At 40.4% G+C, this 24,471-nt stretch carries 28 protein-coding genes and 1 pseudogene; 28 read left to right on the forward strand and 1 reads right to left on the reverse strand.

Annotated features, from left to right (window positions below; translation table 11 throughout):
- Nucleotides 1-14: 14 nt before the first annotated feature.
- The 28 genes and pseudogenes from RCG24_RS02815 (at nucleotide 15) to RCG24_RS02950 (ending at nucleotide 23,525) form a co-directional block, all read left to right on the forward strand.
- A pseudogene (locus tag RCG24_RS02815) lies at nucleotides 15-1,063 on the forward strand (NAD(P)H-dependent glycerol-3-phosphate dehydrogenase).
- Between the two features lie 239 nt (nucleotides 1,064-1,302).
- Nucleotides 1,303-1,488 carry a DUF2768 domain-containing protein gene (locus RCG24_RS02820; RefSeq protein ID WP_202655382.1) on the forward strand — a complete coding sequence of 62 codons (186 nt, stop codon included), beginning with the start codon at nucleotides 1,303-1,305 and terminating at the stop codon, nucleotides 1,486-1,488.
- A gap of 34 nt (nucleotides 1,489-1,522) precedes the next feature.
- Nucleotides 1,523-2,233: a hypothetical protein gene (locus RCG24_RS02825; RefSeq protein ID WP_202655383.1), complete on the forward strand. Its 711-nt coding sequence runs from the start codon at nucleotides 1,523-1,525 to the stop codon at nucleotides 2,231-2,233.
- 356 nt (nucleotides 2,234-2,589) lie between these two features.
- Nucleotides 2,590-4,068, forward strand: a complete 1,479-nt coding sequence (gene spoIVA, locus RCG24_RS02830; RefSeq protein WP_308078278.1) for a stage IV sporulation protein A — start codon at nucleotides 2,590-2,592, stop codon at nucleotides 4,066-4,068.
- Between the two features lie 302 nt (nucleotides 4,069-4,370).
- Entirely contained in the window at nucleotides 4,371-4,643 is a 273-nt protein-coding gene (locus RCG24_RS02835; protein WP_202655385.1) for an HU family DNA-binding protein, read from the forward strand.
- Nucleotides 4,644-4,865: 222 nt separating this feature from the next.
- Nucleotides 4,866-5,432, forward strand: coding sequence for a GTP cyclohydrolase I FolE (gene folE / locus RCG24_RS02840; protein WP_202655386.1), 567 nt, complete (start codon nucleotides 4,866-4,868; stop codon nucleotides 5,430-5,432).
- Between the two features lie 23 nt (nucleotides 5,433-5,455).
- Complete coding sequence (gene mtrB, locus RCG24_RS02845) at nucleotides 5,456-5,692, forward strand: trp RNA-binding attenuation protein MtrB (protein WP_202655387.1); 237 nt, start codon at nucleotides 5,456-5,458, stop codon at nucleotides 5,690-5,692.
- 208 nt (nucleotides 5,693-5,900) lie between these two features.
- A complete protein-coding gene (locus RCG24_RS02850; RefSeq protein ID WP_308078279.1) occupies nucleotides 5,901-6,713 on the forward strand; it encodes a heptaprenyl diphosphate synthase component 1 in 813 nt (270 codons plus the stop codon).
- A 3-nt stretch (nucleotides 6,714-6,716) separates the two neighbouring features.
- Entirely contained in the window at nucleotides 6,717-7,421 is a 705-nt protein-coding gene (locus RCG24_RS02855) for a demethylmenaquinone methyltransferase (RefSeq protein WP_308078280.1), read from the forward strand.
- 40 nt (nucleotides 7,422-7,461) lie between these two features.
- Entirely contained in the window at nucleotides 7,462-8,424 is a 963-nt protein-coding gene (gene hepT, locus RCG24_RS02860; RefSeq protein ID WP_308078281.1) for a heptaprenyl diphosphate synthase component II, read from the forward strand.
- Between the two features lie 98 nt (nucleotides 8,425-8,522).
- Entirely contained in the window at nucleotides 8,523-8,969 is a 447-nt protein-coding gene (ndk, locus tag RCG24_RS02865; protein ID WP_308078282.1) for a nucleoside-diphosphate kinase, read from the forward strand.
- 153 nt (nucleotides 8,970-9,122) lie between these two features.
- The gene (gene aroC, locus RCG24_RS02870) at nucleotides 9,123-10,301 is read left to right on the forward strand and encodes a chorismate synthase (RefSeq protein WP_308078283.1); all 1,179 of its coding nucleotides are present in this window, start codon (nucleotides 9,123-9,125) and stop codon (nucleotides 10,299-10,301) included.
- The gene (locus RCG24_RS02875) at nucleotides 10,301-10,519 is read left to right on the forward strand and encodes a hypothetical protein (protein WP_308078284.1); all 219 of its coding nucleotides are present in this window, start codon (nucleotides 10,301-10,303) and stop codon (nucleotides 10,517-10,519) included. The genes aroC and RCG24_RS02875 overlap by 1 nt, the downstream gene beginning before the upstream one ends.
- Nucleotides 10,497-11,372, forward strand: a complete 876-nt coding sequence (gene aroB, locus RCG24_RS02880; RefSeq protein WP_308078285.1) for a 3-dehydroquinate synthase — start codon at nucleotides 10,497-10,499, stop codon at nucleotides 11,370-11,372. The genes RCG24_RS02875 and aroB overlap by 23 nt, the downstream gene beginning before the upstream one ends.
- Nucleotides 11,373-11,388: 16 nt before the next feature.
- The gene (aroH, locus tag RCG24_RS02885; RefSeq protein WP_202655394.1) at nucleotides 11,389-11,760 is read left to right on the forward strand and encodes a chorismate mutase; all 372 of its coding nucleotides are present in this window, start codon (nucleotides 11,389-11,391) and stop codon (nucleotides 11,758-11,760) included.
- Nucleotides 11,761-11,799: 39 nt separating this feature from the next.
- Nucleotides 11,800-12,894, forward strand: coding sequence for a histidinol-phosphate transaminase (gene hisC / locus RCG24_RS02890; protein ID WP_308078286.1), 1,095 nt, complete (start codon nucleotides 11,800-11,802; stop codon nucleotides 12,892-12,894).
- 303 nt (nucleotides 12,895-13,197) lie between these two features.
- A complete protein-coding gene (locus RCG24_RS02895; RefSeq protein WP_308078287.1) occupies nucleotides 13,198-14,304 on the forward strand; it encodes a prephenate dehydrogenase in 1,107 nt (368 codons plus the stop codon).
- 23 nt (nucleotides 14,305-14,327) lie between these two features.
- The gene (gene aroA / locus RCG24_RS02900) at nucleotides 14,328-15,617 is read left to right on the forward strand and encodes a 3-phosphoshikimate 1-carboxyvinyltransferase (RefSeq protein ID WP_308078288.1); all 1,290 of its coding nucleotides are present in this window, start codon (nucleotides 14,328-14,330) and stop codon (nucleotides 15,615-15,617) included.
- 101 nt (nucleotides 15,618-15,718) lie between these two features.
- Nucleotides 15,719-16,618 carry a hypothetical protein gene (locus RCG24_RS02905; RefSeq protein ID WP_202655398.1) on the forward strand — a complete coding sequence of 300 codons (900 nt, stop codon included), beginning with the start codon at nucleotides 15,719-15,721 and terminating at the stop codon, nucleotides 16,616-16,618.
- A gap of 25 nt (nucleotides 16,619-16,643) precedes the next feature.
- A complete protein-coding gene (locus RCG24_RS02910) occupies nucleotides 16,644-17,909 on the forward strand; it encodes a tetratricopeptide repeat protein (RefSeq protein WP_202655399.1) in 1,266 nt (421 codons plus the stop codon).
- Between the two features lie 29 nt (nucleotides 17,910-17,938).
- Nucleotides 17,939-18,487: a ReoY family proteolytic degradation factor gene (locus tag RCG24_RS02915; RefSeq protein WP_202655400.1), complete on the forward strand. Its 549-nt coding sequence runs from the start codon at nucleotides 17,939-17,941 to the stop codon at nucleotides 18,485-18,487.
- A gap of 113 nt (nucleotides 18,488-18,600) precedes the next feature.
- Nucleotides 18,601-19,065 (forward strand): YpiF family protein, encoded by a 465-nt coding sequence (locus RCG24_RS02920; protein ID WP_202655401.1) that lies wholly within the window; start codon nucleotides 18,601-18,603, stop codon nucleotides 19,063-19,065.
- Between the two features lie 139 nt (nucleotides 19,066-19,204).
- On the forward strand, nucleotides 19,205-19,711 hold the full coding sequence (locus tag RCG24_RS02925) for a QcrA and Rieske domain-containing protein (RefSeq protein ID WP_306792967.1): 507 nt from the start codon (nucleotides 19,205-19,207) through the stop codon (nucleotides 19,709-19,711).
- 3 nt (nucleotides 19,712-19,714) lie between these two features.
- Nucleotides 19,715-20,389 (forward strand): menaquinol-cytochrome c reductase cytochrome b subunit, encoded by a 675-nt coding sequence (gene qcrB / locus RCG24_RS02930; protein ID WP_202655402.1) that lies wholly within the window; start codon nucleotides 19,715-19,717, stop codon nucleotides 20,387-20,389.
- 64 nt (nucleotides 20,390-20,453) lie between these two features.
- Complete coding sequence (locus RCG24_RS02935) at nucleotides 20,454-21,224, forward strand: menaquinol-cytochrome c reductase cytochrome b/c subunit (protein WP_202655403.1); 771 nt, start codon at nucleotides 20,454-20,456, stop codon at nucleotides 21,222-21,224.
- A gap of 100 nt (nucleotides 21,225-21,324) precedes the next feature.
- Nucleotides 21,325-21,918 (forward strand): lipoprotein heptaprenylglyceryl N-acetyltransferase LhaT, encoded by a 594-nt coding sequence (locus RCG24_RS02940; protein WP_308078289.1) that lies wholly within the window; start codon nucleotides 21,325-21,327, stop codon nucleotides 21,916-21,918.
- A 76-nt stretch (nucleotides 21,919-21,994) separates the two neighbouring features.
- Complete coding sequence (ypjB, locus tag RCG24_RS02945; RefSeq protein ID WP_202655405.1) at nucleotides 21,995-22,789, forward strand: sporulation protein YpjB; 795 nt, start codon at nucleotides 21,995-21,997, stop codon at nucleotides 22,787-22,789.
- A 58-nt stretch (nucleotides 22,790-22,847) separates the two neighbouring features.
- On the forward strand, nucleotides 22,848-23,525 hold the full coding sequence (locus RCG24_RS02950; protein WP_202655406.1) for a zinc metallopeptidase: 678 nt from the start codon (nucleotides 22,848-22,850) through the stop codon (nucleotides 23,523-23,525).
- Nucleotides 23,526-23,582: 57 nt separating this feature from the next.
- Here RCG24_RS02950 and RCG24_RS02955 read toward each other — a convergent pair whose 3' ends face one another.
- A complete protein-coding gene (locus RCG24_RS02955) occupies nucleotides 23,583-24,455 on the reverse strand; it encodes a YitT family protein (protein WP_202655407.1) in 873 nt (290 codons plus the stop codon).
- Between the last annotated feature and the right edge of the window lie 16 nt (nucleotides 24,456-24,471).

The following is a 24,471-nucleotide window of genomic DNA, read 5'->3' on the forward strand; positions in this document are numbered from 1 at the left end:
GGAGAGTGAATGTTATGCAGAACAAGAAGGAGGTTATTACTGTTATTGGAGCCGGCAGCTGGGGAACGGCATTGGCAATGGTTCTAGCAGATAATGATCATGCAGTGCGCTTATGGAGCCATAATGAAGAACAAGTTAAAGAAATTAATGAGGCCCACACCAATAAAAAATATTTGCCGGGAATTTCTCTTTCGGAGTTAATTACCGGCTATGCTTCTCTGAGTGATGCTTTAGCCGGTATTGAAACAGTCGTTCTAGCCGTACCTACTAAGGCAATTCGCGAAGTAATTGGGAAAATGCGTGAAGTGTTAACGGCACCCATCACGATCGCTCATGTAAGTAAAGGAATTGAGCCGGATACGTTACTAAGAATTTCCGAAATGATCAAGGAAGAAATGCCGGCAGAACTCCTTAAGGATGTTGTTGTTCTTTCCGGTCCCAGTCATGCCGAAGAGGTAAGCTTAAGACATCCGACTACGGTTGCGGTAACCTCGGAAAATATGGCGGCTGCAGAAAAAATTCAGGATTTATTCATTAACAATAACTTTCGTGTCTACACTAATTCCGATGTCATTGGAGTGGAAATAGGCGGTGCATTAAAAAATATTATTGCCTTGGCAGCCGGGATTACCGACGGTCTCGGCTATGGTGATAATGCAAAGGCGGCATTGATGACCAGAGGGTTAGCAGAAATTGCCCGGCTTGGCACGAAGATGGGCGCAAACCCGTTAACATTTTCCGGTTTAGCCGGCATTGGTGATTTAATTGTCACCTGTACGAGCGTCCATTCGAGAAACTGGAGAGCGGGTAATATGCTTGGAAAAGGAAAGTCACTTGATGAGGTGCTTGATAGCATGGGAATGGTCGTCGAAGGGGTAAGGACAACGAAGGCTGCCTATCAGCTCTCCAAAAAATATGATGTCAAAATGCCGATTACTGCGGCTTTGTATGAAGTTCTTTTTAATGGCAAAGATGCAAAGGATGCAGCGGAAATACTTATGTCCCGGGAAAAACGCACGAGATGGAAGATTTAGTTAATATACTAGAAGAAAGAATCGATTAAACGGAATTTAATTGAAAAAGAGAGCCCTTTTTATTAGCTATTTGGGCGTTCGTCGAGACGTTTTTTCTTAAAGATGCATACAATGCAAGCGAAGCAAATTGGTAGTATGACGCCTGGAGAATGGGTAATTTTAGTCTAAACGTTGCTAAAGTAAAGTTTACGCCCCCTTTACTTTAGCTTTTTTTTATGCATCTCGCCTTTCTATGCTATAATAACAATCGATTAAAGGGGGGGTAAAGTTGTCACCAGGTATGCTGAAAATGTGGATTTCGATTGCCGGTATGGGTTTAATGTTTTTGGCTATTATTACGATTTATTTAAGCAGATATAAACTGCATGGTTTCCTTCGGCTTGTTACGGCAGTTCTCGCTTATATCTTTATGATCTGTGCCGGTTTGACGTTGCTGATTGTGTTCTTAGCGTAAAGTGGAATAAATACATAACAATAAAGGTGATTAAATGAAAAGGAAATTGCTTGGTTGTCTAATAGCTTTTACTACTTTTCTACTGGCTGGATGTATGTATCCGAAAGAAAACCTTGCACAGAATCAAGTCCCTTATAAGGAGCAAATAAAAACGGTGCAAACGGCTGTAGATTCATTTAGAAAGGATAACGGCGGGATTCTTCCCATCAAAACAAAGGATGCGACAACACCAATTTATCAAAAGTATCCGATTGATTTTAAGAAAATTGCTCCAAAATACATCGCTGAGCCCCCAGGAAACGCATTTGAGAGCGGCGGGGTGTTTCAGTATGTACTGGTAAACGTGGAAACGGATCCAACTGTTAAATTGCTTGATCTAAGGACAGCTGAGGCCATTCGTGATATCAATTTAAGGATTAAAACAAATGGTTATCCACCTTTTAAAAAGGAAATTGCTAAAAATATTTATTCACTTGATTTTAAAAAACTGGGGTATGAACAGCCCCCATTTGTAACCAGTCCTTTTACAAATAAAAACCTGTCATTTGTTGTGAATACCAAAGCGGAGGTATATGTGGATTATCGACCCGACCTTTACGAGGCTATCAAAAAAAATCATAAACCATTAAAGCCTGGTGAGGATATCCGCTCTATTTTAGTTGATGATTCGATGTTTGTTCCAGCGTATTCATTGCCCTATACGGTCGATGCGAAAACGAAAGAACCGATTTTTCTCGAAAAATAAAACTGATTTCTTTAATATCTTAGTTGACTACATCCATTTAGCTAGATATGTCATCGATTTTTAATTTTTGTCATAACCCTTTTTCTGCAAAATATATTGTAGGAGAAGGGTTTTTTGCTGAAAATAGTTGACTATTATAATTAAGTTCACAATCCCGAATTTTAAATAGAAACCCTCCAATTCAATTGAATTTAAAACAAGATAGATACTAAATAACTTATGAATAGGTAAGAAGGAGGGAGAAAATTTTACAAAACTGTCATAACAGGATAGGACAACGTCATAAACATATACTGTCCTAAAATACCTAATGGATGAAATTATCCCACTTTAGTCTATGATCGGGAGGGGATCACTTGGAAAAGGTCGATATTTTTAAAGATATAGCCGAAAGAACAGGCGGCGATATCTATTTAGGAGTAGTCGGTGCAGTACGGACCGGGAAATCCACATTTATTAAGAAATTTATGGAGCTGGTCGTTTTACCGAATATAAACAGTGAAGCAGAGAGGTCTCGGGCACAGAATGAACTGCCGCAAAGTGCTGCCGGGAAAACCATCATGACAACAGAGCCAAAATTTGTTCCCAATCAGGCAGCCACTGTTCACGTTGATGAAGGCTTGGATGTAAACATAAGACTGGTCGATTGCGTTGGCTATACTGTACCAGGTGCCAAAGGTTATGAGGATGAAAATGGACCGAGAATGATTAACACTCCATGGTATGAGGAACCGATTCCATTTCACGAGGCGGCTGAAATTGGTACGAGAAAGGTAATCCAAGAACATTCAACCATCGGAGTTGTCGTAACAACGGATGGAACGATTGGAGAAATTCCAAGAAGCAATTATATCGAAGCAGAGGAAAGAGTTATTGAAGAACTGAAGGAAGTCGGAAAACCATTTATCATGGTGGTAAACAGCGCCCAGCCATACCATCCAAGCACGGAAACGTTAAGAGCGAATTTAGCGGAAAAATATGACATTCCGGTCTTGGCGATGAGTGTGGAAAGCATGCGTGAAAGCGATTGTCTTAATGTCCTTCGGGAAGCGCTTTATGAGTTCCCTGTCCTCGAGGTAAACGTCAATCTTCCAAGCTGGGTGATGGTATTGAAAGAAAACCATTGGCTCAGGGAAAGCTATCAGGAGGCCGTAAAAGAAACGGTCAAAGATATTAAGAGATTAAGAGATGTTGACCAGGTTGTGCAACATTTCAGTGAATATGATTTTATCGACAGAGCCGGACTAGCCGGTGTTGAAATGGGCACAGGAGTCGCCGAAATTGATTTATTCGCACCTGATGAACTATATGATGATATTTTAAAAGAAATCGTTGGTGTTGAAATTAGAGGTAAAGATCATTTATTAGAGTTAATGCAGGATTTTGCCCATGCAAAGGCGGAATATGATCATATCGCTGATGCCTTAAAAATGGTGAAACAAACCGGATACGGAATAGCTTCACCAACGCTATCCGATATGAGCTTGGAGGAGCCGGAAATCATTCGTCAAGGTGCCCGTTTCGGTGTGAGACTAAAAGCAGTTGCTCCTTCGATCCATATGATTAAAGTCGATGTTGAATCGGAATTTGCACCGATTATTGGGACTGAAAAACAAAGTGAAGAGCTTGTTCGCTATTTAATGCAAGATTTTGAGGATGATCCGCTGTCCATATGGAATTCAGATATTTTTGGACGTAGTTTAAGTTCGATTGTTCGCGAAGGAATTCAAGCAAAGCTTTCATTGATGCCGGAAAATGCCAGATATAAATTAAAAGAAACATTAGAAAGAATCATTAATGAAGGATCAGGCGGATTGATTGCCATCATCCTTTAGACAAGGGGCTCCGAAGCGGGTCCCTTTTTAAGTTGTGAAGAAAAGTTTGCTTTTATTTCATGAATTCTTCTTGATATGCTTAATTGATTGTGATAATCTTTTAACAGATTACGTTATAGTGCTTAAAACCCTTATATGATAGGATTTTGCCTTAAAACTTGATTGATGCTAAAAAAAGCTAATTATTTTTTGGGCTTTCATGTTAAAATAGCGCTTTGACGTATAGAAATTAGAAAAATTGTTTAGAAATGTAGATAAGTAATCTCATTTATCTGATTAATCTTTGGGAGGAGGTGAATGGCATGAACAAGACAGAACTTATTAATAAGGTAGCTGAGGCTGGCGAACTTTCAAAGAAAGACGCTACAAAAGCAGTTGATGCTGTTTTTGATACAATTCTAGATGCTTTAAAAAATGGTGATAAGGTACAACTTATTGGATTTGGTAACTTTGAAGTACGCGAGCGTGCTGCACGCAAGGGTCGTAATCCTCAAACTGGCGAGGAAATCGAAATTAGTGCTAGCAAAGTTCCTGCTTTCAAACCAGGTAAAGCACTTAAAGATGCTGTAAAATAATTACATATATGTTGCTTTAAGTGAACGCTTAGGCAAAAGGTCATGGCATGCATTGTCCATGGCCTTTTTTCTTTTGTTTGCTTAACCGGGTACATGATCGGTGTTTTTGGATGCAATCTTAGGGGTATATCCATTTTATTTTTTTGCCTGCATTGAAAGGATTGTGCTAATATGTATATTGAATTTGTCAACTTTTTTACGACAGGCGTGGGAGGAATCGAAATGTCAGAGGTCAATCGTACCCAAATAGAAGAGGCGGTACGTTTAATATTGGAAGCAATTGGTGAAGATCCCAACCGTGAGGGGTTGCTTGATACACCAAAACGGGTGGCAAAAATGTATGAAGAAGTGTTCAACGGCTTAAAGGAAGATCCCAAACAATATTTTGAAACCATTTTTAGTGAAGATCATGAAGAGCTTGTTTTGGTAAAAGATATCCCATTTTATTCGATGTGTGAACATCACCTTGTCCCGTTTTTTGGCAAAGCACATGTTGCTTATATTCCGCAAAATGGCCGCGTTACCGGCTTAAGCAAGTTAGCGCGAGCGGTGGAAGCCATTTCCCGTAGACCACAGCTGCAGGAACGAATTACGTCAACGATTGCTGATAGCATTATGGAAAAATTGGAGCCCCATGGAGTTATGGTTGTTGTCGAAGCAGAACATATGTGTATGACCATGAGAGGGGTAAAAAAACCGGGTTCCAAAACAGTGACGACTTCCGTTCGCGGAACACTTGCAGAGGACCGTGCAGCTCGATCAGAAATACTCTCCTTAATTAAAAATTAATCAAACAGGTTGAGGTGACCAGAATGGAAAAGCGGCAGTTACAAACAAACGATTATGTGGTTATTAAAGCAAATGATGATGGTGTCAACGTGATTGGGTTAACGAGGGGAACCGACACCAAATTTCATCATTCGGAAAAGCTCGACAAAGGGGAAGTGCTTGTCGCCCAATTTACGGAACATACATCTGCCATCAAAATTAGAGGGAATGCACAAATTCTAACCCAATTCGGCGAAATAAATAGTGAGCAAAAGAAATAAATTTATCCCAAAAATGGTTTATTGAAAGTGGAAATTATTTATTTTGTAAATTCAGCCCATAAAAAATTCTTTTATGTTATAATGGTTTCTGCCTTGTTTAATGGAAAAGTCAGATATGAAAAGTTCAATGGGCTCGAATTTTTCTTTCTTAATAGGTTAAACAATACATATAGAATTTTATTTTTGGGGAAGCAAGGGTGTGATTTGGGTGCAAGAAATTCGACAAAAATTTACCTGGATGAAAGGGAAGGTTGAAAAGTATGTTTTTGACAATTATTTGCTAAAACATATTGAAACTCCGATCATTGATGAGGACAAACTGCTCATTTTAGTTTCAATAGCTGACCTTCTCGAATTACCGATTGCGAAACTAGAGAATTACACACTTTCCACCATGCTGATCCAAACCGCTCTCGATACCCACGAACATATCTCCGAGAAAACAGGTAATGAAAAAAGCCGGCAATTGACGGTTTTAGCTGGGGATTATTACAGCGGTCTTTACTATAAGCTTTTGGCAGATTCGGAAGAAATTATGATGATTAAAACACTTTCTAATGGTGTTAAAGAAGTGAACGAACACAAAATTGCCGTTTACCATAAAGAATCAGATAGCCTCGAAAACTTAATGAATAATATAAAGTCACTTGAAAGCGCATTGCTTAAAAACTTTGCGAACTACTTTCAACTGGACTTATGGAATGAGCAAACAGCCAATATATTACTGTTTAAACGGTTACTTGCAGAAAAAAAACAGTATGTTCAACGGAAATGGTCAATTGTTTTCGAAGCAATAATGCATATCATTAATTCTCATGATAACGTCCATTTATCTGAACTAACGGATAAACAACAATCTCATTTAATCAACGTATACGATCAACTTCTTGATCGAACGAAACAAACAATTGAAGATGGAATGAACAAGATTCCTTTCTTAAACGAGTTCCTTGAAAGCAGAATTGGGTTTCTGGTAAAACAACACCAGCCATATGTAAAAACTTTTTTGGAGGAAGGGTAAAAAATGCAGCAATCGAAAGAAGAACGGGTTCATCATGTGTTTGAAAGTATTTCCGAAGACTATGATAAAATGAACTCAGTCATCAGTTTCCAACAGCATCTCAGGTGGCGGAAGGATACGATGAAACGAATGGATGTACAGCCTGGTTCTAAAGCGCTTGACGTTTGCTGCGGTACAGCTGATTGGACGATTGCTTTGGCAGAGGCTGTTGGTCCAGCTGGGGAAGTCACCGGTTTGGACTTTAGTGAAAATATGTTAAAGGTCGGAAGAGAAAAAGTGGAGCATTTGGGTCTAAAACAGGTGAAATTAATCCATGGTAATGCGATGGAGCTCCCGTTTCCCGATAATAGCTTTGATTATGTTACCATCGGTTTTGGCTTGCGAAATGTTCCTGACTATCTGCAGGTATTAAAAGAAATGCGTCGGGTTGTCAAAATGGGTGGAAAAGTGGTCTGCCTTGAAACTTCCCAGCCTACCTTAATTGGCTACAGGCAGCTTTTTTTCTTTTACTTTCGCTTCATTATGCCATTATTCGGGAAAATTCTCGCCAAAAGCTACAAGGAATATTCATGGCTTCAAGAATCAGCACGTGATTTTCCAGGGATGAAAGAATTAGCCCAATTGTTTCAACAAGCAGGATTAAAAGATGTAAAATATAAGCCGTACAGTGGCGGTGCAGCTGCTGTCCATATTGGTTATAAAAGATAGAGAATGTTACGAAACAGGATGAAAGCTCGGGTGAATACAAATGAAATTAAAAATGATGTATTCATTTTTGAATTCGGATATCAATATTATTGAGAAAGAGCTGGGAGAGACGATTCAAGCAAGGTCTCTTCTTTTAAAACAAGCTTCAATGCACACATTGCAGGCTGGAGGAAAAAGAATTCGTCCTGTTTTTGTTTTGCTTGCTGGTAAATATGGCGATTATGACATTAATGTGATGAAAAATGTCGCGGTCGCTCTTGAATTAATCCATATGGCTTCACTGGTACATGATGATGTGATTGATGATGCCGATCTTCGCAGGGGACAGCCTACTGTGAAAGCAAAGTGGGACAGCCAAACGGCAATGTATACAGGTGATTTTGTTTTTGCTCTTGCACTCAAATTGATGACAAATATCAAAAATCCAGAAGCCCATAAAATACTGGCCAATACTATGGTGCAAGTGACGGTCGGAGAAATACAGCAGATTAAAGATAAATACCGTTTTAATCAAAACCTGCGGGATTATCTTCGCAGAATTAAACGAAAGACCGCTTTGCTTATCGCTGCGAGCTGTCAGTTAGGTGCAATAGCGGCTAACGTAGAAGAATCAGTCCATAAAAAACTGTACCTGTTTGGTTATTTTGTTGGTATGTCCTATCAAATTATTGATGATATCTTGGATTTTACGGGGACAGAAAAGGAATTGGGAAAACCGGCTGGAGGTGACCTCCTGCAGGGAAATATTACGGCACCTGCCCTGTTTGCGATGGAAAATAAGGAAATCAAGAAGGCCATTGAAACAGTTCATGAAAATATGACTGCTGCAGAAATTGGCAAGATTATCACTTTAATCAAACAATCAGGGGCGATTGCCAAATCAGTCGCACTAAGTGACCAGTACCTAGATAAAGCTTTAAGGATTCTTGACGAATTGCCGGATAATAAAGCAAAAAAAGCCCTGCGTGACATTGCCAAGTTTATTGGAAGACGGAAATTTTAAGCTTACTTAAGGTTATTGAAAAAGTGTCTAATTAATGTTACTATTTTCCTGATTGTTCTTATGAATATCATATACATATTGATTTAGGAGTGGAATTGATGGAGAAAACGTTTCTAATGGTAAAGCCTGACGGGGTACAGCGTAATTTGATAGGGGAAATTGTTGCCCGTTTTGAGAAAAAGGGATTTCAACTTGTAGGAGCCAAGTTAATGAGCATTCCTGTTGAATTGGCCGAGAAGCACTATGGCGAACATAAAGAACGTCCATTTTTTGGCGAATTAGTTGATTTTATTACATCTGGTCCAGTATTTGCAATGGTGTGGCAAGGTGAAAATGTCATAGCCACAGCCCGTCAAATGATGGGTTCAACAAACCCGAAAGATGCTGCACCTGGTACGATCCGTGGAGATTTTGGGTTAACGGTTGGCAAAAACGTAATCCATGGTTCTGATTCACCTGAAAGCGCGGAACGGGAGATCGGCCTGTTTTTTAAAGAATCGGAATTAGTTGATTATTCCAAGCTAATAAATGATTGGATTTATTAATCCGACTCCTGCACCTGTATGATTTTCATACGGGTGTTTTTTCTTTCTCTATAGAAAATTTCCTGATATTTTCTGAATTATTCTACTAGAGTAATTTCCTTTGATATGATATATTGATACATAATTCTTTAATGAGTTGAAGGGGGAAAGAGAATGGGGCTCAGGTACTTAACAGCGGGGGAATCCCATGGACCACAATTAACGACAATTATCGAAGGGTTACCTTCGGGCATGCCGCTAGTTGCCCAAGATATTAATGAAGAACTGGCGAGAAGGCAGAGAGGCTATGGCCGGGGGAGAAGAATGCAAATTGAAAAGGATACTGTCGAAATCATGTCAGGTGTCAGGCATGGAAAGACCATCGGCTCACCTGTTGCATTAGTCGTGAAAAACAATGACTGGAAACATTGGACTAAAATAATGGGTTCAGAACCCCTTCAAGAGGGGCAGGAAGAGGAAATAAAACGGAAGGTTACTCGTGCTCGTCCAGGACACGCCGATTTAAACGGCGCCATTAAATATGGACACCGAGATATGAGAAATGTTTTGGAGCGTTCCTCAGCCCGGGAAACAACGGTAAGAGTTGCAGCTGGGGCAGTTGCTAAAAAACTCCTTTCGCTGGTTGGGATAGAAATTGTCGGCCATGTTGTGGAAATTGCCGGCATCAAAGCACAAGCTGCCAGCACTCTTCCGCTAGAAGAGATAAAAGAGCGGACAGAACATTCACCGGTACGAGTGGCTGATCCGAATGTCGAGCAGGAAATGATGGATGCGATCGATGAAGCGAAAAAAAATGGCGACTCTATCGGAGGTGTCGTTGAGGTAATCGCTGTAGGTATGCCAACGGGGGTAGGCAGTTATGTTCATTACGACCGTAAATTAAACGCCAAGTTAGCGGCAGCAATCGTCAGTATCAATGCCTTCAAAGGTGTTGAATTCGGCATTGGCTTTGAGGCAGCCCGGAAGCCAGGAAGTGAAGTCCATGATGAGATTGCTTGGGACCCGAAACAGGGGTATTATCGTAAAACAAACCGGCTGGGAGGCTTTGAAGGTGGAATGACCACCGGGATGCCAATTGTTGTGCGCGGTGTCATGAAGCCGATACCGACTCTTTATAAACCGTTGATGAGTGTGGATATTGAAACAAAAGAGCCGTTTGCAGCTAGTGTTGAACGGTCCGACAGTTGTGCTGTACCGGCGGCAGCTGTGGTGGCAGAACATGCAGTGGCTTGGGAGCTGGCCAATGCCCTTGTGGAACAGTTTTATAGTGACCGCTTTGATACCTTTGCCGAAGAAATTAAAAAGCAGCATGAATTTGCGAGGAATTTTTAATGGAGACAATACAAATCGGCACAAAATCTAAACAATACAATGTTTTTCTTGGAGAAGGGGTTTGTAAAGATATTCCGGCCTTTTTAACTGCCCATTTTCCGAACCTTACTAGAGTGTTAATTATGACCGATGAAACGGTTGCTAAACTTCATATTCGACAAACTCCTTCCGCTCACGAAAAAGTGGAATCCAGTTGTGTATACAGCTCCAAGCGGTGAAAAGGCAAAAACCTTTGATATTTATTATCAGGCCTTATCGACTGCTCTTGAAAATCATCTGGATCGAAAGTCGCTTATCTTATCATTAGGCGGTGGTGCTGTCGGTGATTTGTCAGGGTTTGTCGCCGCATCATTTATGAGAGGCATCCCGTTTATTCAAATTCCGACCACAATTTTAGCGCATGACAGTGCAGTTGGCGGCAAGGTAGCAATTAATCACCCGCTCGGAAAGAATATGATCGGTGCTTTTTATCAGCCAGAAGCCGTCTTTTATGATTTAGAACTGCTGACAACCCTGCCTGCAACGGAAATCCGCTCTGGATTCGCCGAGGTGATTAAGCATGCTTTGATTCACGATTTATCATTTTATCAATGGCTGAAGGAAAATATTGATGATTTACAATCACTCTCAATCAAGCAGCTATCTTATTCATTAATTAAGGGGATAAAGATAAAAAATGATTTTGTCAGCAAGGATGAAAGGGAAACAGGGATCAGGGCATATTTGAATTTTGGACATACGCTTGGGCATGCCATAGAGGCAGAGATGGGCTATGGAAATTTCACCCACGGTGAATCAGTGATGATTGGGATGATTTTTGCATTGAAACTGAGCCAGGAAATACAGGGGCTTTCATTTAATTTCGACGAATTCAAAGCATGGGTAGAGAAGTTGGGGTACGAAACCCGGATCCCCAAAGGGCTATCAGCTGCTCAATTGCTTACTAAAATGAAGCAGGATAAAAAGTCTATTGGGGAAACGGCTCGTTTTGTTTTACTTGAGCAAATTGGAAAGCCAGTTTTAAGAGAAATTGACGATTCGCTATTATTAGATCAAATGAAAAATTTTTAAATCAGGGTGGGTTGTTATGATTAGAGGGATCAGAGGAGCGACGACGGTTAACAACAATAAAGCTGAAGAAATTCTTAACGCGACCGAAGAGTTAATCGCAAAAATAATTGAACTGAATAAAATCCAGCCTGAATCCGTTGCCTCCGTCTTTATTTCAACAACAGAAGATCTTAATGCCGTTTTTCCTTCAAAGGTTTTGCGGAATTTTCCAGGCTGGACTTATGTTCCGGTCATGTGCATGCGTGAAATTCCGGTTCGTGATTCATTAACGAAGTGCATTAGAATTATGCTCCATGTAAATACGGATGCAGCCCAGAATGAAATCAACCATGTATATTTAAATGGAGCAAAAATATTGCGTCCAGACTTGACCAGTAGTCTTAGGTAAGCCACCGGTTAGATTCATGTGAGAAATGGAGTGGGATAAATGAGATTTAAACAGCAATTATTAACATTGACCCCTTATCAGCCTGGAAAATCGATAGAGTCTGTAAAAAGGGAATATCATCTGGAACATATTGTTAAGCTGGCGTCAAATGAAAATCCATTTGGCTGCTCGCAGCAGGCGTTAGCTGCACTTCAACAAAGTGCCGCAAGCTTGGCGATCTATCCAGATGGGTATGCGACCTTGTTAAGAGAGCAGCTTGCAGCTTTCTTACATGTTTCCGAGGATGAGCTGATTTTTGGAAACGGGTCCGATAACCTTATTCAAATCATTTCCAGAGCGTTATTACATCCAGATGCAAGCACGATTATGTCTGAGCATACTTTCTCTCAATACAAACATAATGCGGTCATTGAGGGAGCGATTATTAAGGAAGTTCCTGCGATTCATGGTGAACATGATCTTGAGGCAATGCTTGCTGCGATTGATGAGAAGACCAATGTAATCTGGGTTTGCAGTCCAAACAACCCGACAGGTACATATATTTCAGAACAAAAATTAGTCAATTTCTTGGATCGGATTCCGCCGCATATTCTTGTTGTTCTCGATGAAGCTTATCATGAATACGTTGTGGCTGAAGATTACTATGATTCCATCAGCTTAACGCGTAAGTATGATAATTTAATTGTTTTAAGAACATTTTCAAAAATTTACGGCCTAGCCGCTTTAAGGGTCGGATATGGGGTAGCCAATCCAGGCATTATAAAAGCACTTGAACCAGCTCGCGAACCTTTCAATGTTAATGCTTTAGCTCAAATGGCGGCGGCGGCGTCAATTGCCGACCAGGATTTTGTCAAAACATGCAGAGAAAAGAACCGACAAGGTCTTGCTCAATTTTATGAATTCTGTCATGAGCATAACCTGAAGTATTATCCATCGCAAACCAATTTTATTTTAATTGATTTTCAGGTAGAGGCTGACAAAATATTTCAATTTTTATTAGAAAGAGGATATATTGTCCGTTCTGGAAAAGCTCTCGGATTTCCGACTTCTGTCAGAATTACAGTTGGTTCAGCTGAACAGAACGACGGGCTGTTAAGGGTCCTGGAAGACTTTTTGGCTATTAGGAAAGCATAAAATTTTTTCGAATTTTTTACTTTCCTATGTCGCATTAATTTCAACTGCGTCTCCTGAACGGTCCTTAAGGACTCGCCAGTCGGCGAGTTTTCATTAGAAAGTAGACAAGTAGGAGGCTGTAGCGGCGATCCTGCGTTGAAGCGGAATAGATCCGCTTTTCTTTGTTCAGCTTCAGCGCCTAGCCCCTCGAGGTCAAATAACCTTCAATCCGAAAAGTCACAAAGCGGACTTTTAGGATTGAAGAACATTTGCTTGTCGGGGCTAATCAAGGCGCTTACGCTTTTCTTTTAGGGGGAATTAAACTTGAATGGCCGGGTATTTATCATTGGCTTAGGATTAATTGGTGGTTCATTGGCACTTTGCATCAAAAAAGCACATCAAGATGTGACCATTATAGGCTTTGATATTAATAGAGAACAGGCGAGGCTTGCCAAAATGTTGGGGGTGATTGATGAGGCAGCGGAAAACATCCCGGATGGGGCTCTTGACGCTGATCTCATTATCGTATCGGCCCCTGTTAACGATACAAAATCGATTATTCAGGCTTTGGCAAATTTAGCGTTAAAGCCTAATGTGATCGTAACGGATACAGGAAGTACGAAAAGAACAATTGTTGAAACAGCAGCAAATTTAAAGGAAAAAGGGATTACTTTTATTGGCGGACATCCAATGGCTGGCTCCCATAAAAGCGGTGTATCGGCTGCAAAAGAAATCCTATTTGAAAATGCCTTTTACCTCTTGACACCTGATGAAAATACTCCTGCGTCAAAGGTTGAGGAACTAAAAAAATGGCTCAGGGGCACCAATGCCAAGTTTTTAACGGTGACACCCCATAACCATGATTATGTAACCGGGATTGTCAGTCATTTTCCGCATATTATTGCGGCGTCCATTGTTCGCCAAACTGAAAAATTATCGGAAAAAGAGCAGTTGATCCCACGTCTTGCTGCTGGCGGATTTAGAGACATTACCCGGATTGCCTCCAGCAGCCCAAAAATGTGGAAGGATATTTTGCTGCAAAATCGTGAGGTTTTAATTGAGCTGCTTAATCAGTGGCAGGACGAAATGAACACAGTAAAAGAACTGCTTGAATCAGGAAAAAGCAAAGAGATATACGAATATTTTTCCCTAGCGAAGCAATTTCGTGATGGTCTGCCGCAAAAGGAAAAAGGGGCTATTCCGTCTTTTTATGATTTATTTGTTGATGTCCCCGATTATCCCGGGGTTGTAGCAGAGGTTATTGGTTATTTGGCACGGGAAAAGATCAGCATTACCAATATCCGTATCCTTGAAACACGTGAAGATATCATTGGTGTCTTGGTTATCAGTTTTCAAACAGAAGAGGACCGTGAACGGGCAGAAAAATGCATCCTTTCCTATACCAGCTTTAGTACATCTTATGGGCTCTAAAATGATTGTAAAAAGGTGATAAAATGGCTTCAGTTAAACTAAAGACGAATATAAATAGGTTGAATGGAAAGATTGAAATACCTGGAGATAAATCGATTTCCCATCGTTCGGTTATGTTTGGGGCAATCGCCCATGGCGAAACGACGGTAACCAATTTTCTCCCTGGGGAAGATTGTTTAAGTACGATTTCCTGCTTTAGAAAGCTCGGGGTGAGGATTGTCGAGGAAAATGGCCGGCTTCGCATCTTTGGGAAAGGATTTGAAGGATTAACGGAACCAAGTGAAGTATTGGATGTTGGCAATTCCGGAACCACCATTCGATTACTGATGGGGATTTTGGCAGGAAGACCCTTTTTCTCAACCCTTGCTGGCGACCAATCCATCGCCAGAAGACCAATGACGAGAGTAACCGGACCATTAAAGCAAATGGGGGCGATAATCGATGGAAGGAAGGACGGGGACTATACGCCAATAGCAATCCGCGGCGGTAATTTGAAGTCGATCCATTATCAGCTTCCTGTCGCCAGTGCCCAAGTCAAATCGGCTTTAATTTTGGCGGGGCTACAGGCTGAAGGGACTACGACCATTCAAGAACCTGCTGAAACAAGGGATCATACGGAAAGAATGATTCGTCAGTTCGGTGGTGAAATTCAAACAGACCAACGACTGATTACCGTCAAAGGAGGCCAACGCCTCAGAGCGGCAGAGGTTCATGTACCCGGAGATATCTCTTCGGCTGCTTTTTTCCTTGTGGCCGGGGCTGTGATTCCGGAGAGTGAAATTGTCTTAAAAAATGTCGGATTAAACCCAACAAGAACTGGTATCTTCGAGGTGCTGGAAAAAATGGGGGCAAATGTTCAAATTATATCAAATGATCCTGACTCCTTTGAACCCTCTGGTGATATAGTGGTTAAATCATCAAATTTGACCGGAACGATAATTGAAGGTGACTTAATTCCGAAACTTATTGACGAAATTCCCATCATCGCTCTTATGGCTACACAGGCTAAAGGAAAGACCATTATTAAAGATGCTGAAGAATTAAAGGTGAAAGAAACGAACCGAATTGACACTGTTGTCGAGGAACTGAGAAAATTGGGGGCCTCGATTGAAGCAACCGCAGATGGCATGATTATTTATGGACAAACTAAATTAACCGGTGGAACGGTTTCCAGCCACGGTGATCACCGCATTGGGATGATGCTGGCCATTGCTGCTCTCGTATGTGACGGGGAGGTAATTTTGGAAAATCCGGAGTCTATCTCGGTATCGTATCCGAATTTCTTTCTTCATTTACATCATTTAATCCAATAAGAGCCGCAATGCGGCTTTTTCTTTTTAAAAAAATCAGCTTCGTTGACATAGTTTTAGCCACTTCAGCATAGCTTGTCTTAAAAAGCAGAAAGGGTGGCAGGATGGCGTATATCATTGAAAAGGCCAATATCCTTAAGAGTAAACAACTGAAAACACAATCATTGTTGGTGGATGATGATAAAATATCAGCCATTATCACTCGTCCAAAGCAATATCGAATGATTAGGATGAATCTGGAGCCATTTATTATGACCCCATCTTTTGTTCTATTAAATTCAAACATTTCACCTCATGAATCCTTTCAAGTGCTAAAACAAACCATCATCGAGCAGTTCATCCAGAAGGGCTGCACAACATTATTTACTTATGTTACCGTTTCATTTGAAAATGAACTGCTTGACAAAGTGAATGAAATGAAATTAGCATTAATGAACAGTCCGATCGACTATATCATCGCGGTAAAAATCCCATTAAGCCTCGTTACCCCTTCGTTTATTAGAAAATGTAAGCAAGAAAAAATCCCGGCATTTTTTATTGAAGTGGACGATTATTCGAAGTTGACCAAAGTTCCCTGGGGGTGGATCAGGGAGGCATTGTTTCCGTACAATTGCCCTTTTATTCCGATTATTTCTTCGGCTAAAAAGAAGGAAGCAAGGGCCTTGTTGTCGAATTGGAACAATATAATGATAAAAGAGAAAATCCCGGCACTTTATCAGGAAATACCGGAAAACAGGCCGATTTCAACAGTTGTCTTAAATAAGATTGGCTTTTACCCACAAAGATCCAGCTTAATGAATGGAACCGAGTTAAGCTATAATTTATATATGAAAACAAGGGAAATCAAGAATGTTGATGAAGAGGAATTATTTTTTTATCATGGTGATAGACTTGTCATAACTGTACACAAGGGAAAAATTGTCCGTTGTTTAAAGGATGTTCGATATAAACCAGGGTATGGCGAACATATTATGATGCGAACTCCAGCTTTTTTTTCTTTGTAAATTTAGATAAAGAGGTAAACTAACTATGGATCGAGTCAATAAAATTTTAAATTTATTAGAAACCGGCCAACATAAAGAAGCCCTTGCTGAATATAATGATGTATTAAACAGCGGCAGTCATGAAGAGAAATTTCTGCTTGCAGAAGAATTGTTTCAGTACGGTTTCCTTGATGAAGCTAAGGGATTAATTGAGAAGTTGTTAACGGTATTCCCAGAGGAGGGGGAGCTCCTTATCTTATTAGCTGAGATTTTAGTCGAAGCAGGAGAAGAAGAGGAGGCCATTCTTGTTCTGGAAAAAATTTCAACGCAAGACGCTAATTTCGGACAATCATTATTAATTTTAGCCGATCTTTACCAAATGGAGGGTCTTTACGAGGTTTCCGAAAATAAGCTATTACAGGCAAAAGAATTATTACCTGATGAAATCATTATTGATTTTGCCCTGGCTGAGCTATACGGGGAACAAGGTGAAATCCTTAAGGCATTAAACGCTTATGAGACCGTATTAAAAGAAACAAACGAGCTTGCGGGGATCAATCTTAACAGTCGGATTGCAGAGCTGTTGAGTGCTTCAGGAAAGTTTGAAGAGGCATTAACTTATTATGATCAGGCATTAAATGATAAGTTGGAACTGAATACCTTGTTCGGCTATGCTTTTACGGCATTGCAGGCCGGCTATAATCGGACGGCAATCGAGAAGTTCGAAGAGCTTAAGGAGCTTGATCCTGAGTATCATTCACTGTATTTACCCCTGGCATCAGCCTATGAGCGGGAAGAGGAACTTGAAAATAGTTTAAAAACCATTCAAGAGGGAACCAAGCAGGACGAATTTAATAAAGAATTATTTTTTCAAGGCGGGAAGATTGCATTAAAATTAGGTAAGGAAGTGGAAGCGGAAATGTATTTCCGTGAATCGCTTGGCCTAGACCCGGGATTTATCGAAGCAGCTTTAACATTAAATAAGCTTTTTCTTAAACAGGAGAGATATGAGGAGATTGTCCAATTAATTTCGGAACTTGGCTTAATGGAAGAAGACGAACCGCAGCTTTTATGGGACTCCGCCTTGGCATACGAAGGATTAGAGGATTATTCACAAGCATTAGACAAATATGAAAGTGCATATACTTATTTTAAGAATAATGAAGCGTTTTTACTTGATTACGGATATTTTTTAATTGAGGAAGGAAAAAACGACCTTGCTGCCGAAATTTTTAGACAGCTAGTAAAGAAGGACCCGACTAATACGGAATATGTTGATGTACTCGAACGACTTACGGATAGAGAAGAATGATGTTGAATATGCAGAGGAGGGAAATGCCGATGACAACCCCTGTTTCTGTCAACGAGAAGAAAGATTTTATTCGCTGGTTTCTAAATCATTACCAATTAAAGAGAAGAGAATGTGTCTGGATTCTCAATTATTTAATGAGTCATGATCAGCTGATGGAAAAGGTTCATTTTGTGGAGCAGGCACAATATTGTCCCCGCGGCCTGATAATGTCAACACATTGTGTCGATAAGGTGCCATTTCGTTTTTACAAAGAAAATGTAATGACCACAGATGCGGAGAAATCTTTTCATGATATCCGGTTAAATCGGGATGAAGATATTTACATTCAGTTAAATTTTCATGCCTCTAACCAGGCCCATCAGTATGTAGCAGTGCTTGAGGAAAATCCATATGTTCCAAAACATTTGCAAGTAAATGAGAAGGACGGCAAGGCTGCTGAACAAATGTTAGAAAAGAGCATTGAACGGTTCCAGCGGGAAAAGCTGCTGCAATTAATTGATGAGGCTCTTGACCGTCAAGACCGCGAAGCCTTTCAAACTTTAACAGATAGATTAAAAAGATTACCACGGTCAGAATAGAAGGAAGTTTGCATTAAGCAGACTTTCTTTTTTCATTTTATGTTACAATTTGTTTAAATGTTTGAGGATTAATGGTACGATTGGGGTATTGAAGAAAAAGGTTGGTGTAAAAAATGAAATGGATATCTCAAGATGTTGAAACATACTTAACTGCCAAAGAGTATGTGGATACCGCTGTAGTGCCTTTATACCCGGTTTCGCTTGGGGAAGGGATGAAGCAATCAGCTGCTGCAGTAGAGTTTATCACATTATTAACTGCTTATTTAGAAAAACAATTTACCGGTAGAATTTTGTTGTTTCCGCCTTTTACATACCTTGATAGTGAACAATGGGATAACATTCTGTCAGATATACATAAATGGGAAGATAGTATAGTTGCCAGCGGCTTCAAACATATTTTCTATGTCACTTCCGATCTTGAATGGCGAAGCCGGGAGGATGAGTTAAATGGTACGCTCATTTGGCTTCCGTCGATCCCGCTGGAGCATATGAATGATTCACAGAAATTAACGATGATTGATAGTCAAGTAAAACAAATCATAACGATTTTTACCCAAAAGTGGCATAAAAATGATTAAAACGTTGTATATTAAAATTTTTTAAAATAGTATGATATTGACCTTGTTGAAAGATTGATATATCATTGTTATGTCCTAGTTTTACAAGTGTATAAAATTAGTCCGTGGACTTAACTTCATGAATGGAGGGGGGATAAGCATGAGTAAAGATCGCGTTTCAAGACGTCAGTTCTTGAGTTACACTCTAACGGGTGTAGGCGGATTTATGGCGGCAGGGATTTTAATGCCAATGGTTAGATTTGCTGTTGATCCTGTATTAAAAGCAGAAGCAGCGGGGGAGTTTGTTGCAACCAAACAAAAGGTAGCTGATTTAACTAATGAACCGGTTCGCGTTGACTTTACCTATAAGCAGAAAGATGCATGGTACGAGTCAGACGTAACAGAATCTGCTTGGGTTTACAAGGATGATGCAGGAAAAATTATCGCGTTGTCGCCAGTTTGTAAACATTTGGGATGTACAGTTAACTGGGGGTCTGATAAGGCACATCCGGATCAATTCTTCTGTCCATGTCACTATGGACGTTACACAAAAGATGGTACCAACGTTCCAGGTACACCGCCTTTGGCTCCATTGGACGTGTACCCATTTAAAGAAAAAGACGGTTATCTTTATTTAGGAAAAGCTAAACCACGGAAGGAGGCGTAATCATTGTTAAACAAACTTTACGATTGGGTAGATGAGCGTTTAGATATTACGCCTTTGTGGCGCGATATCGCGGATCATGAAGTACCAGAGCATGTTAACCCGGCGCACCATTTTTCCGCGTTTGTATATTGCTTTGGTGGAATGACATTCTTTGTCACGGTAATTCAGATTCTTTCCGGAATGTTTTTAACGATGTACTATGTACCGGATATTAAAAACGCCTGGGAATCCGTTTATTATCTGCAAAATGAAGTTGCATTTGGAAAAATCGTACGCGGAATGCATCACTGGGGAGCAAGTTTAGTACTTGTAATGATGTTTTTACATACACTGCGCGTATTCTTCCAAGGTGCTTATAAAAAGCCTCGTGAATTAAACTGGATTGTCGGAGTATTAATTTTCTTTGTTATGCTTGGATTAGGTTTTACTGGATATCTGCTGCCTTGGGATATGAAAGCGCTGTTTGCAACGAAAGTAGGCTTACAGATTGCTGAGTCCACTCCGTTCATTGGTTCGTACGTTAAAGTACTGCTAGCCGGTCATGAACATATTGTTGGGGCACAGACGTTAACCCGTTTCTTTGCGATTCACGTATTCTTCTTACCGGCAGTGTTGTTTGGATTGCTCGCAGCACACTTTATCATGATTCGGAAACAAGGTATTTCCGGACCACTATGATTCTTTTTAGACAGTAAATTAGTGATTTTTTCTAATTTTTATAGAAAAAGGAGGGGATTGCTCGATGCATCGCGGTAAAGGTTTAAAGTTTGTCGGTGACTCACGTATATTAGCACCTGAGGCAAGAGAAAAGAAACTTCCAAAAGATTACTCGGAATATCCAGGTAAGACAGAAGCCTTCTGGCCAAACTTCCTTTTGAAAGAATGGATGGTTGGAGCAGTATTCCTTGTCGGAATCTTATGTTTAACAGTTGCCCATCCGGCTCCGCTTGAAAGAATTGCGGATCCTACAGATACAAGCTATATCCCGTTGCCAGACTGGTATTTCTTATTCTTGTACCAATTGCTCAAATACAGCTATGCGTCTGGACCTTATACAGTTATTGGAGCCATAATTATTCCTGGACTTGTTTTTGGCGGCTTATTATTAGCTCCCTTTATCGACCGCGGGCCGGAACGCCGTCCAAGCAAGCGTCCTTTAGCGACTGGATTTATGTTGCTTGCCTTGGCAGCGATCACATTTTTAACCTGGCAATCGGTTGCTACACATGACTGGGCAGCTGCAGAGCGCCAAGGAAAAATTGTCGAAAAAGTTGATATTGATAAGACAAGCGAAGGATATCAAATCGCCAAAGCCAATACCTGTATTACTTGCCACGGTGACAGCTTACAAGGCGGACCAGCTGCACCTGCATTAACCAAAACAGGTTTATCTGCTGATGAAATTGCCAAAATTGCCAAAAATGGCTTTAAAACAATGCCTGCCGGAGTTTTCAAAGGGAGCGACGAAGAGTTGAAAAAACTCTCTGAATTCATTTCCGGACTTGGCAAGTAATCAATTGACTCTTCTAAAAGCTGACGAAGTTCGTCAGCTTTTTTAGCTACTAGGAAAGGATAAAATCTTTCTAAATTTTACAAGTGATCGAGGTGTTCCTGTGCGCTGGATTTATCCTCTTTTGGCTAATCGGCCGATGTTAATCGTTTTGCTGATTATTAATATTGCTGGAACCGTCTATGGATATTATTGGTATGGGTGGCAGTTAAAGGAGACGCCAGCAATTTTCCTGCCATTTGTACCTGATAGTCCGACTGCCAGCCTCTTTTTTGTCTTCGTTCTGATTGCTTTTTTATTAAAAAGGAACTGGCCATTACTGGAGGCTTTAGCCATTGTGACCTTATTTAAATACGGCATTTGGGCTGTTGTGATGAATATTTTAGTATATTTTGTTCAGGGCGAACTGGATCCGGTTGGGTTTATGCTAATATTCTCTCATTTTGCGATGGCTGTAGAAGGCGTTTTATTTGCCCCGTTTTACCGCTTTAAATGGTGGCACTTAATCATCACAGCCATTTGGACATTACATAATGATGTGATTGATTACGTTTTTTTCATGATGCCAAGGTATCATATGCTTGATCAATATATGCCACAAATCGGTTACTTTACTTTCTGGCTTTCCATTTTCTCGCTTGGGCTTGCTTATTTTGTAGCGCTTCGACCGTCACGCTTTAAACTCGAAATAAAATAGTCATACAGGAAGGAAAATTGGTCTAACCTTGTCCACCCTTTCATACATTTTATTAGTAATGAAAGGGGGGACTGTTATGAAAGGAAAATGGCTTTATTTAGTTGCAATCATCTTAATGCTCACTCCCATAACAGTAATTGCTGAGGTACAAACACCAATGGAGAAATTGGATGATATTTCTGATGAAGCACTCCAAATGGTGAAGTATCATAGATATGGTGATGCCAAAAAATTACTTGATTACTTTTCCGACCAATTTACCAGCGTATCGGGCAAGGCGCAGCCGTTAACGATGGATGAGGTAAGAATTATTAACACTTCTCATGATGAAGCAATGGAAGCGGCCGTAAGCCCGACGATGAATCATGAAGAACGAATTAACAGGCTTACCAAATTCAGACTTGTTATTGATGCCATTGTTACAAGTCACCAACCGTTGTGGACGGAAATGGAAACCCAAATTATGACCGCGCTTACTGAGGCAAAAGTTGCTGCCGTTAATGGTGATCGTTCCCAATTTCATACAAGCTATAATACCTTCCTATCATTGTATAACATGATTTACCCAAGTATGAAAATCGATGTACCGGCAGAGAATATACAAAGATTAGATGCCCGCATCAAATATATTGATGAGTACCGTTCAGCTATTTTGACAAGCAAGGAAAAACAGACTGAATTGGAAAAGCTTGATACGGACATGAAAAATCTGTTTGCCAATATTGAAAACGATGAAGCCGATCCTTCATTATGGTGGGTGATTATTTCCACTGGCAGCATTATTATCATGACCTTGTCATATGTTGGCTGGAGAAAATACCAAGGGGAGAAAGAAATAAAGAAAAATGCTCGGGAAAAGCATAAAGATTGACGCATCTAATTAGCTTAACTACAATATTGTCTAAGAAGCTGGTTAGGAGTGTAAAATTATGTACCTATTATATTTTGCGATCATCGTATTAATTCCTCTATGGGCACAAATGAGAGTAAAAAGTACCTTTGCAAAATATTCACAGGTCCGATCCGCCTCTTATCGAAGCGGCGCTGAAGTAGCAAGAGAAATATTAAATGCCAATGGCTTGTATGATGTTGGTGTTGAAGAAGGGCGCGGGTTTTTAAGCGACCATTATGATCCGCGGTCGAAAACGGTTAGATTGTCACCAGAAAATTTCCATGGTCATTCAATTGCGGCAGCTGCAGTGGCAGCACATGAATGCGGACATGCAATTCAAGATTCACATGGATACGTTTTTTTACGTTTTCGCTCTGCATTAGTACCTGTAGCCAACTTTGGCTCCAATGTATCATGGATCTTAATTATGATCGGACTTTTAGCCGATGCCACAAATATGCTGTTACTTGGGATTATTTTTATGGCTGCAGCTGTTCTATTTCAAATCGTCACCCTCCCTGTTGAGTTTAACGCATCCAGCCGGGCAATGGATCAGGTAGTTTCCTTGGGGCTCATTTCTAACCGGGAAGAGCGTGAAGCCAGGAAAGTATTGAATGCTGCGGCGCTTACCTATGTCGCTGCTGCGGCGGTGGCGGTTCTTGAATTGTTACGGCTTGTCCTCATATACACAGGCATGAATCGAAGCGATGATTAACAAGAAAAGCGCAAGCGCTGGACAATTAAAAGGCAATGTCGACGATCGACATTGCCTTTAGTGTTGGATTGGCATTTTGTTTTCATCAAGGGTGAAACCTTCGCCATGGACATCATGGACAACGGAGATCGATATAAAGGCATGCGGGTCAACGGAAGTAATGATATTTTTTAGCCTCATAATTTCATTTTTTGCGACAACACAATATAAAACGTCGGTTTCTTTTTTTGTATATGAACCGTAGCCTCTAAGTGCAGTTACACCACGGCCCATCTCTTCCATAATTTTTTCGGCGATTTGTTCGTTTTGCTTCGAAATAATCATTGCACCGCGGGCAGTATAGGCACCTTCCTGAATGAAATCTATCACTCGTGCGGCAACAAAGACGGCAACCAGCGTATACATTGCTTGTTTATATTTTAAGTAGGTAAACAATGAAAGTGTAATCACACAGGCATCGAATAGGAACATGGTTTTACCCATATTCCAGCCGAAATACTTCTGAACAAGTCTGGCAATAATATCGACGCCTCCAGTCGTACCGCCAAACCGAAAAATAATCCCTAAACCAATGCCGGCAAAGACTCCGGCAAATAAAGCAGCTAAGGTTAAGTCGTGCTGGAGCGGCATATTGATCGAATAGCGCTGGAAGATCCAAAGGAAAATAGAAACTCCTACAGTGCCAATAATGGTATATAAAAAGGTATTACGACCTAGAATCTTCCAGCCGATTAAAAACAGAGGAATATTTAACAGCAGGTTCGTATAGGACGGATCCCAGTGAAACAAGAAATATAGAATCAGCGTAATACCGGTGAAGCCGCCTTCGGCTAGTTTATTTTGCATATTAAAATTTACCAGACCAAAAGCCATAATGGCTGTGCCCAAAAAAATGAACAAAATACTTTTTAGCTTAAGTCCAAAGATCATGAAACATTCACCCCTC

Origin of the sequence: Neobacillus sp. OS1-32 (genome assembly GCF_030915425.1) — a bacterium.
In the GTDB taxonomy this organism is placed as follows: domain Bacteria; phylum Bacillota; class Bacilli; order Bacillales; family Cytobacillaceae; genus Neobacillus; species Neobacillus paridis.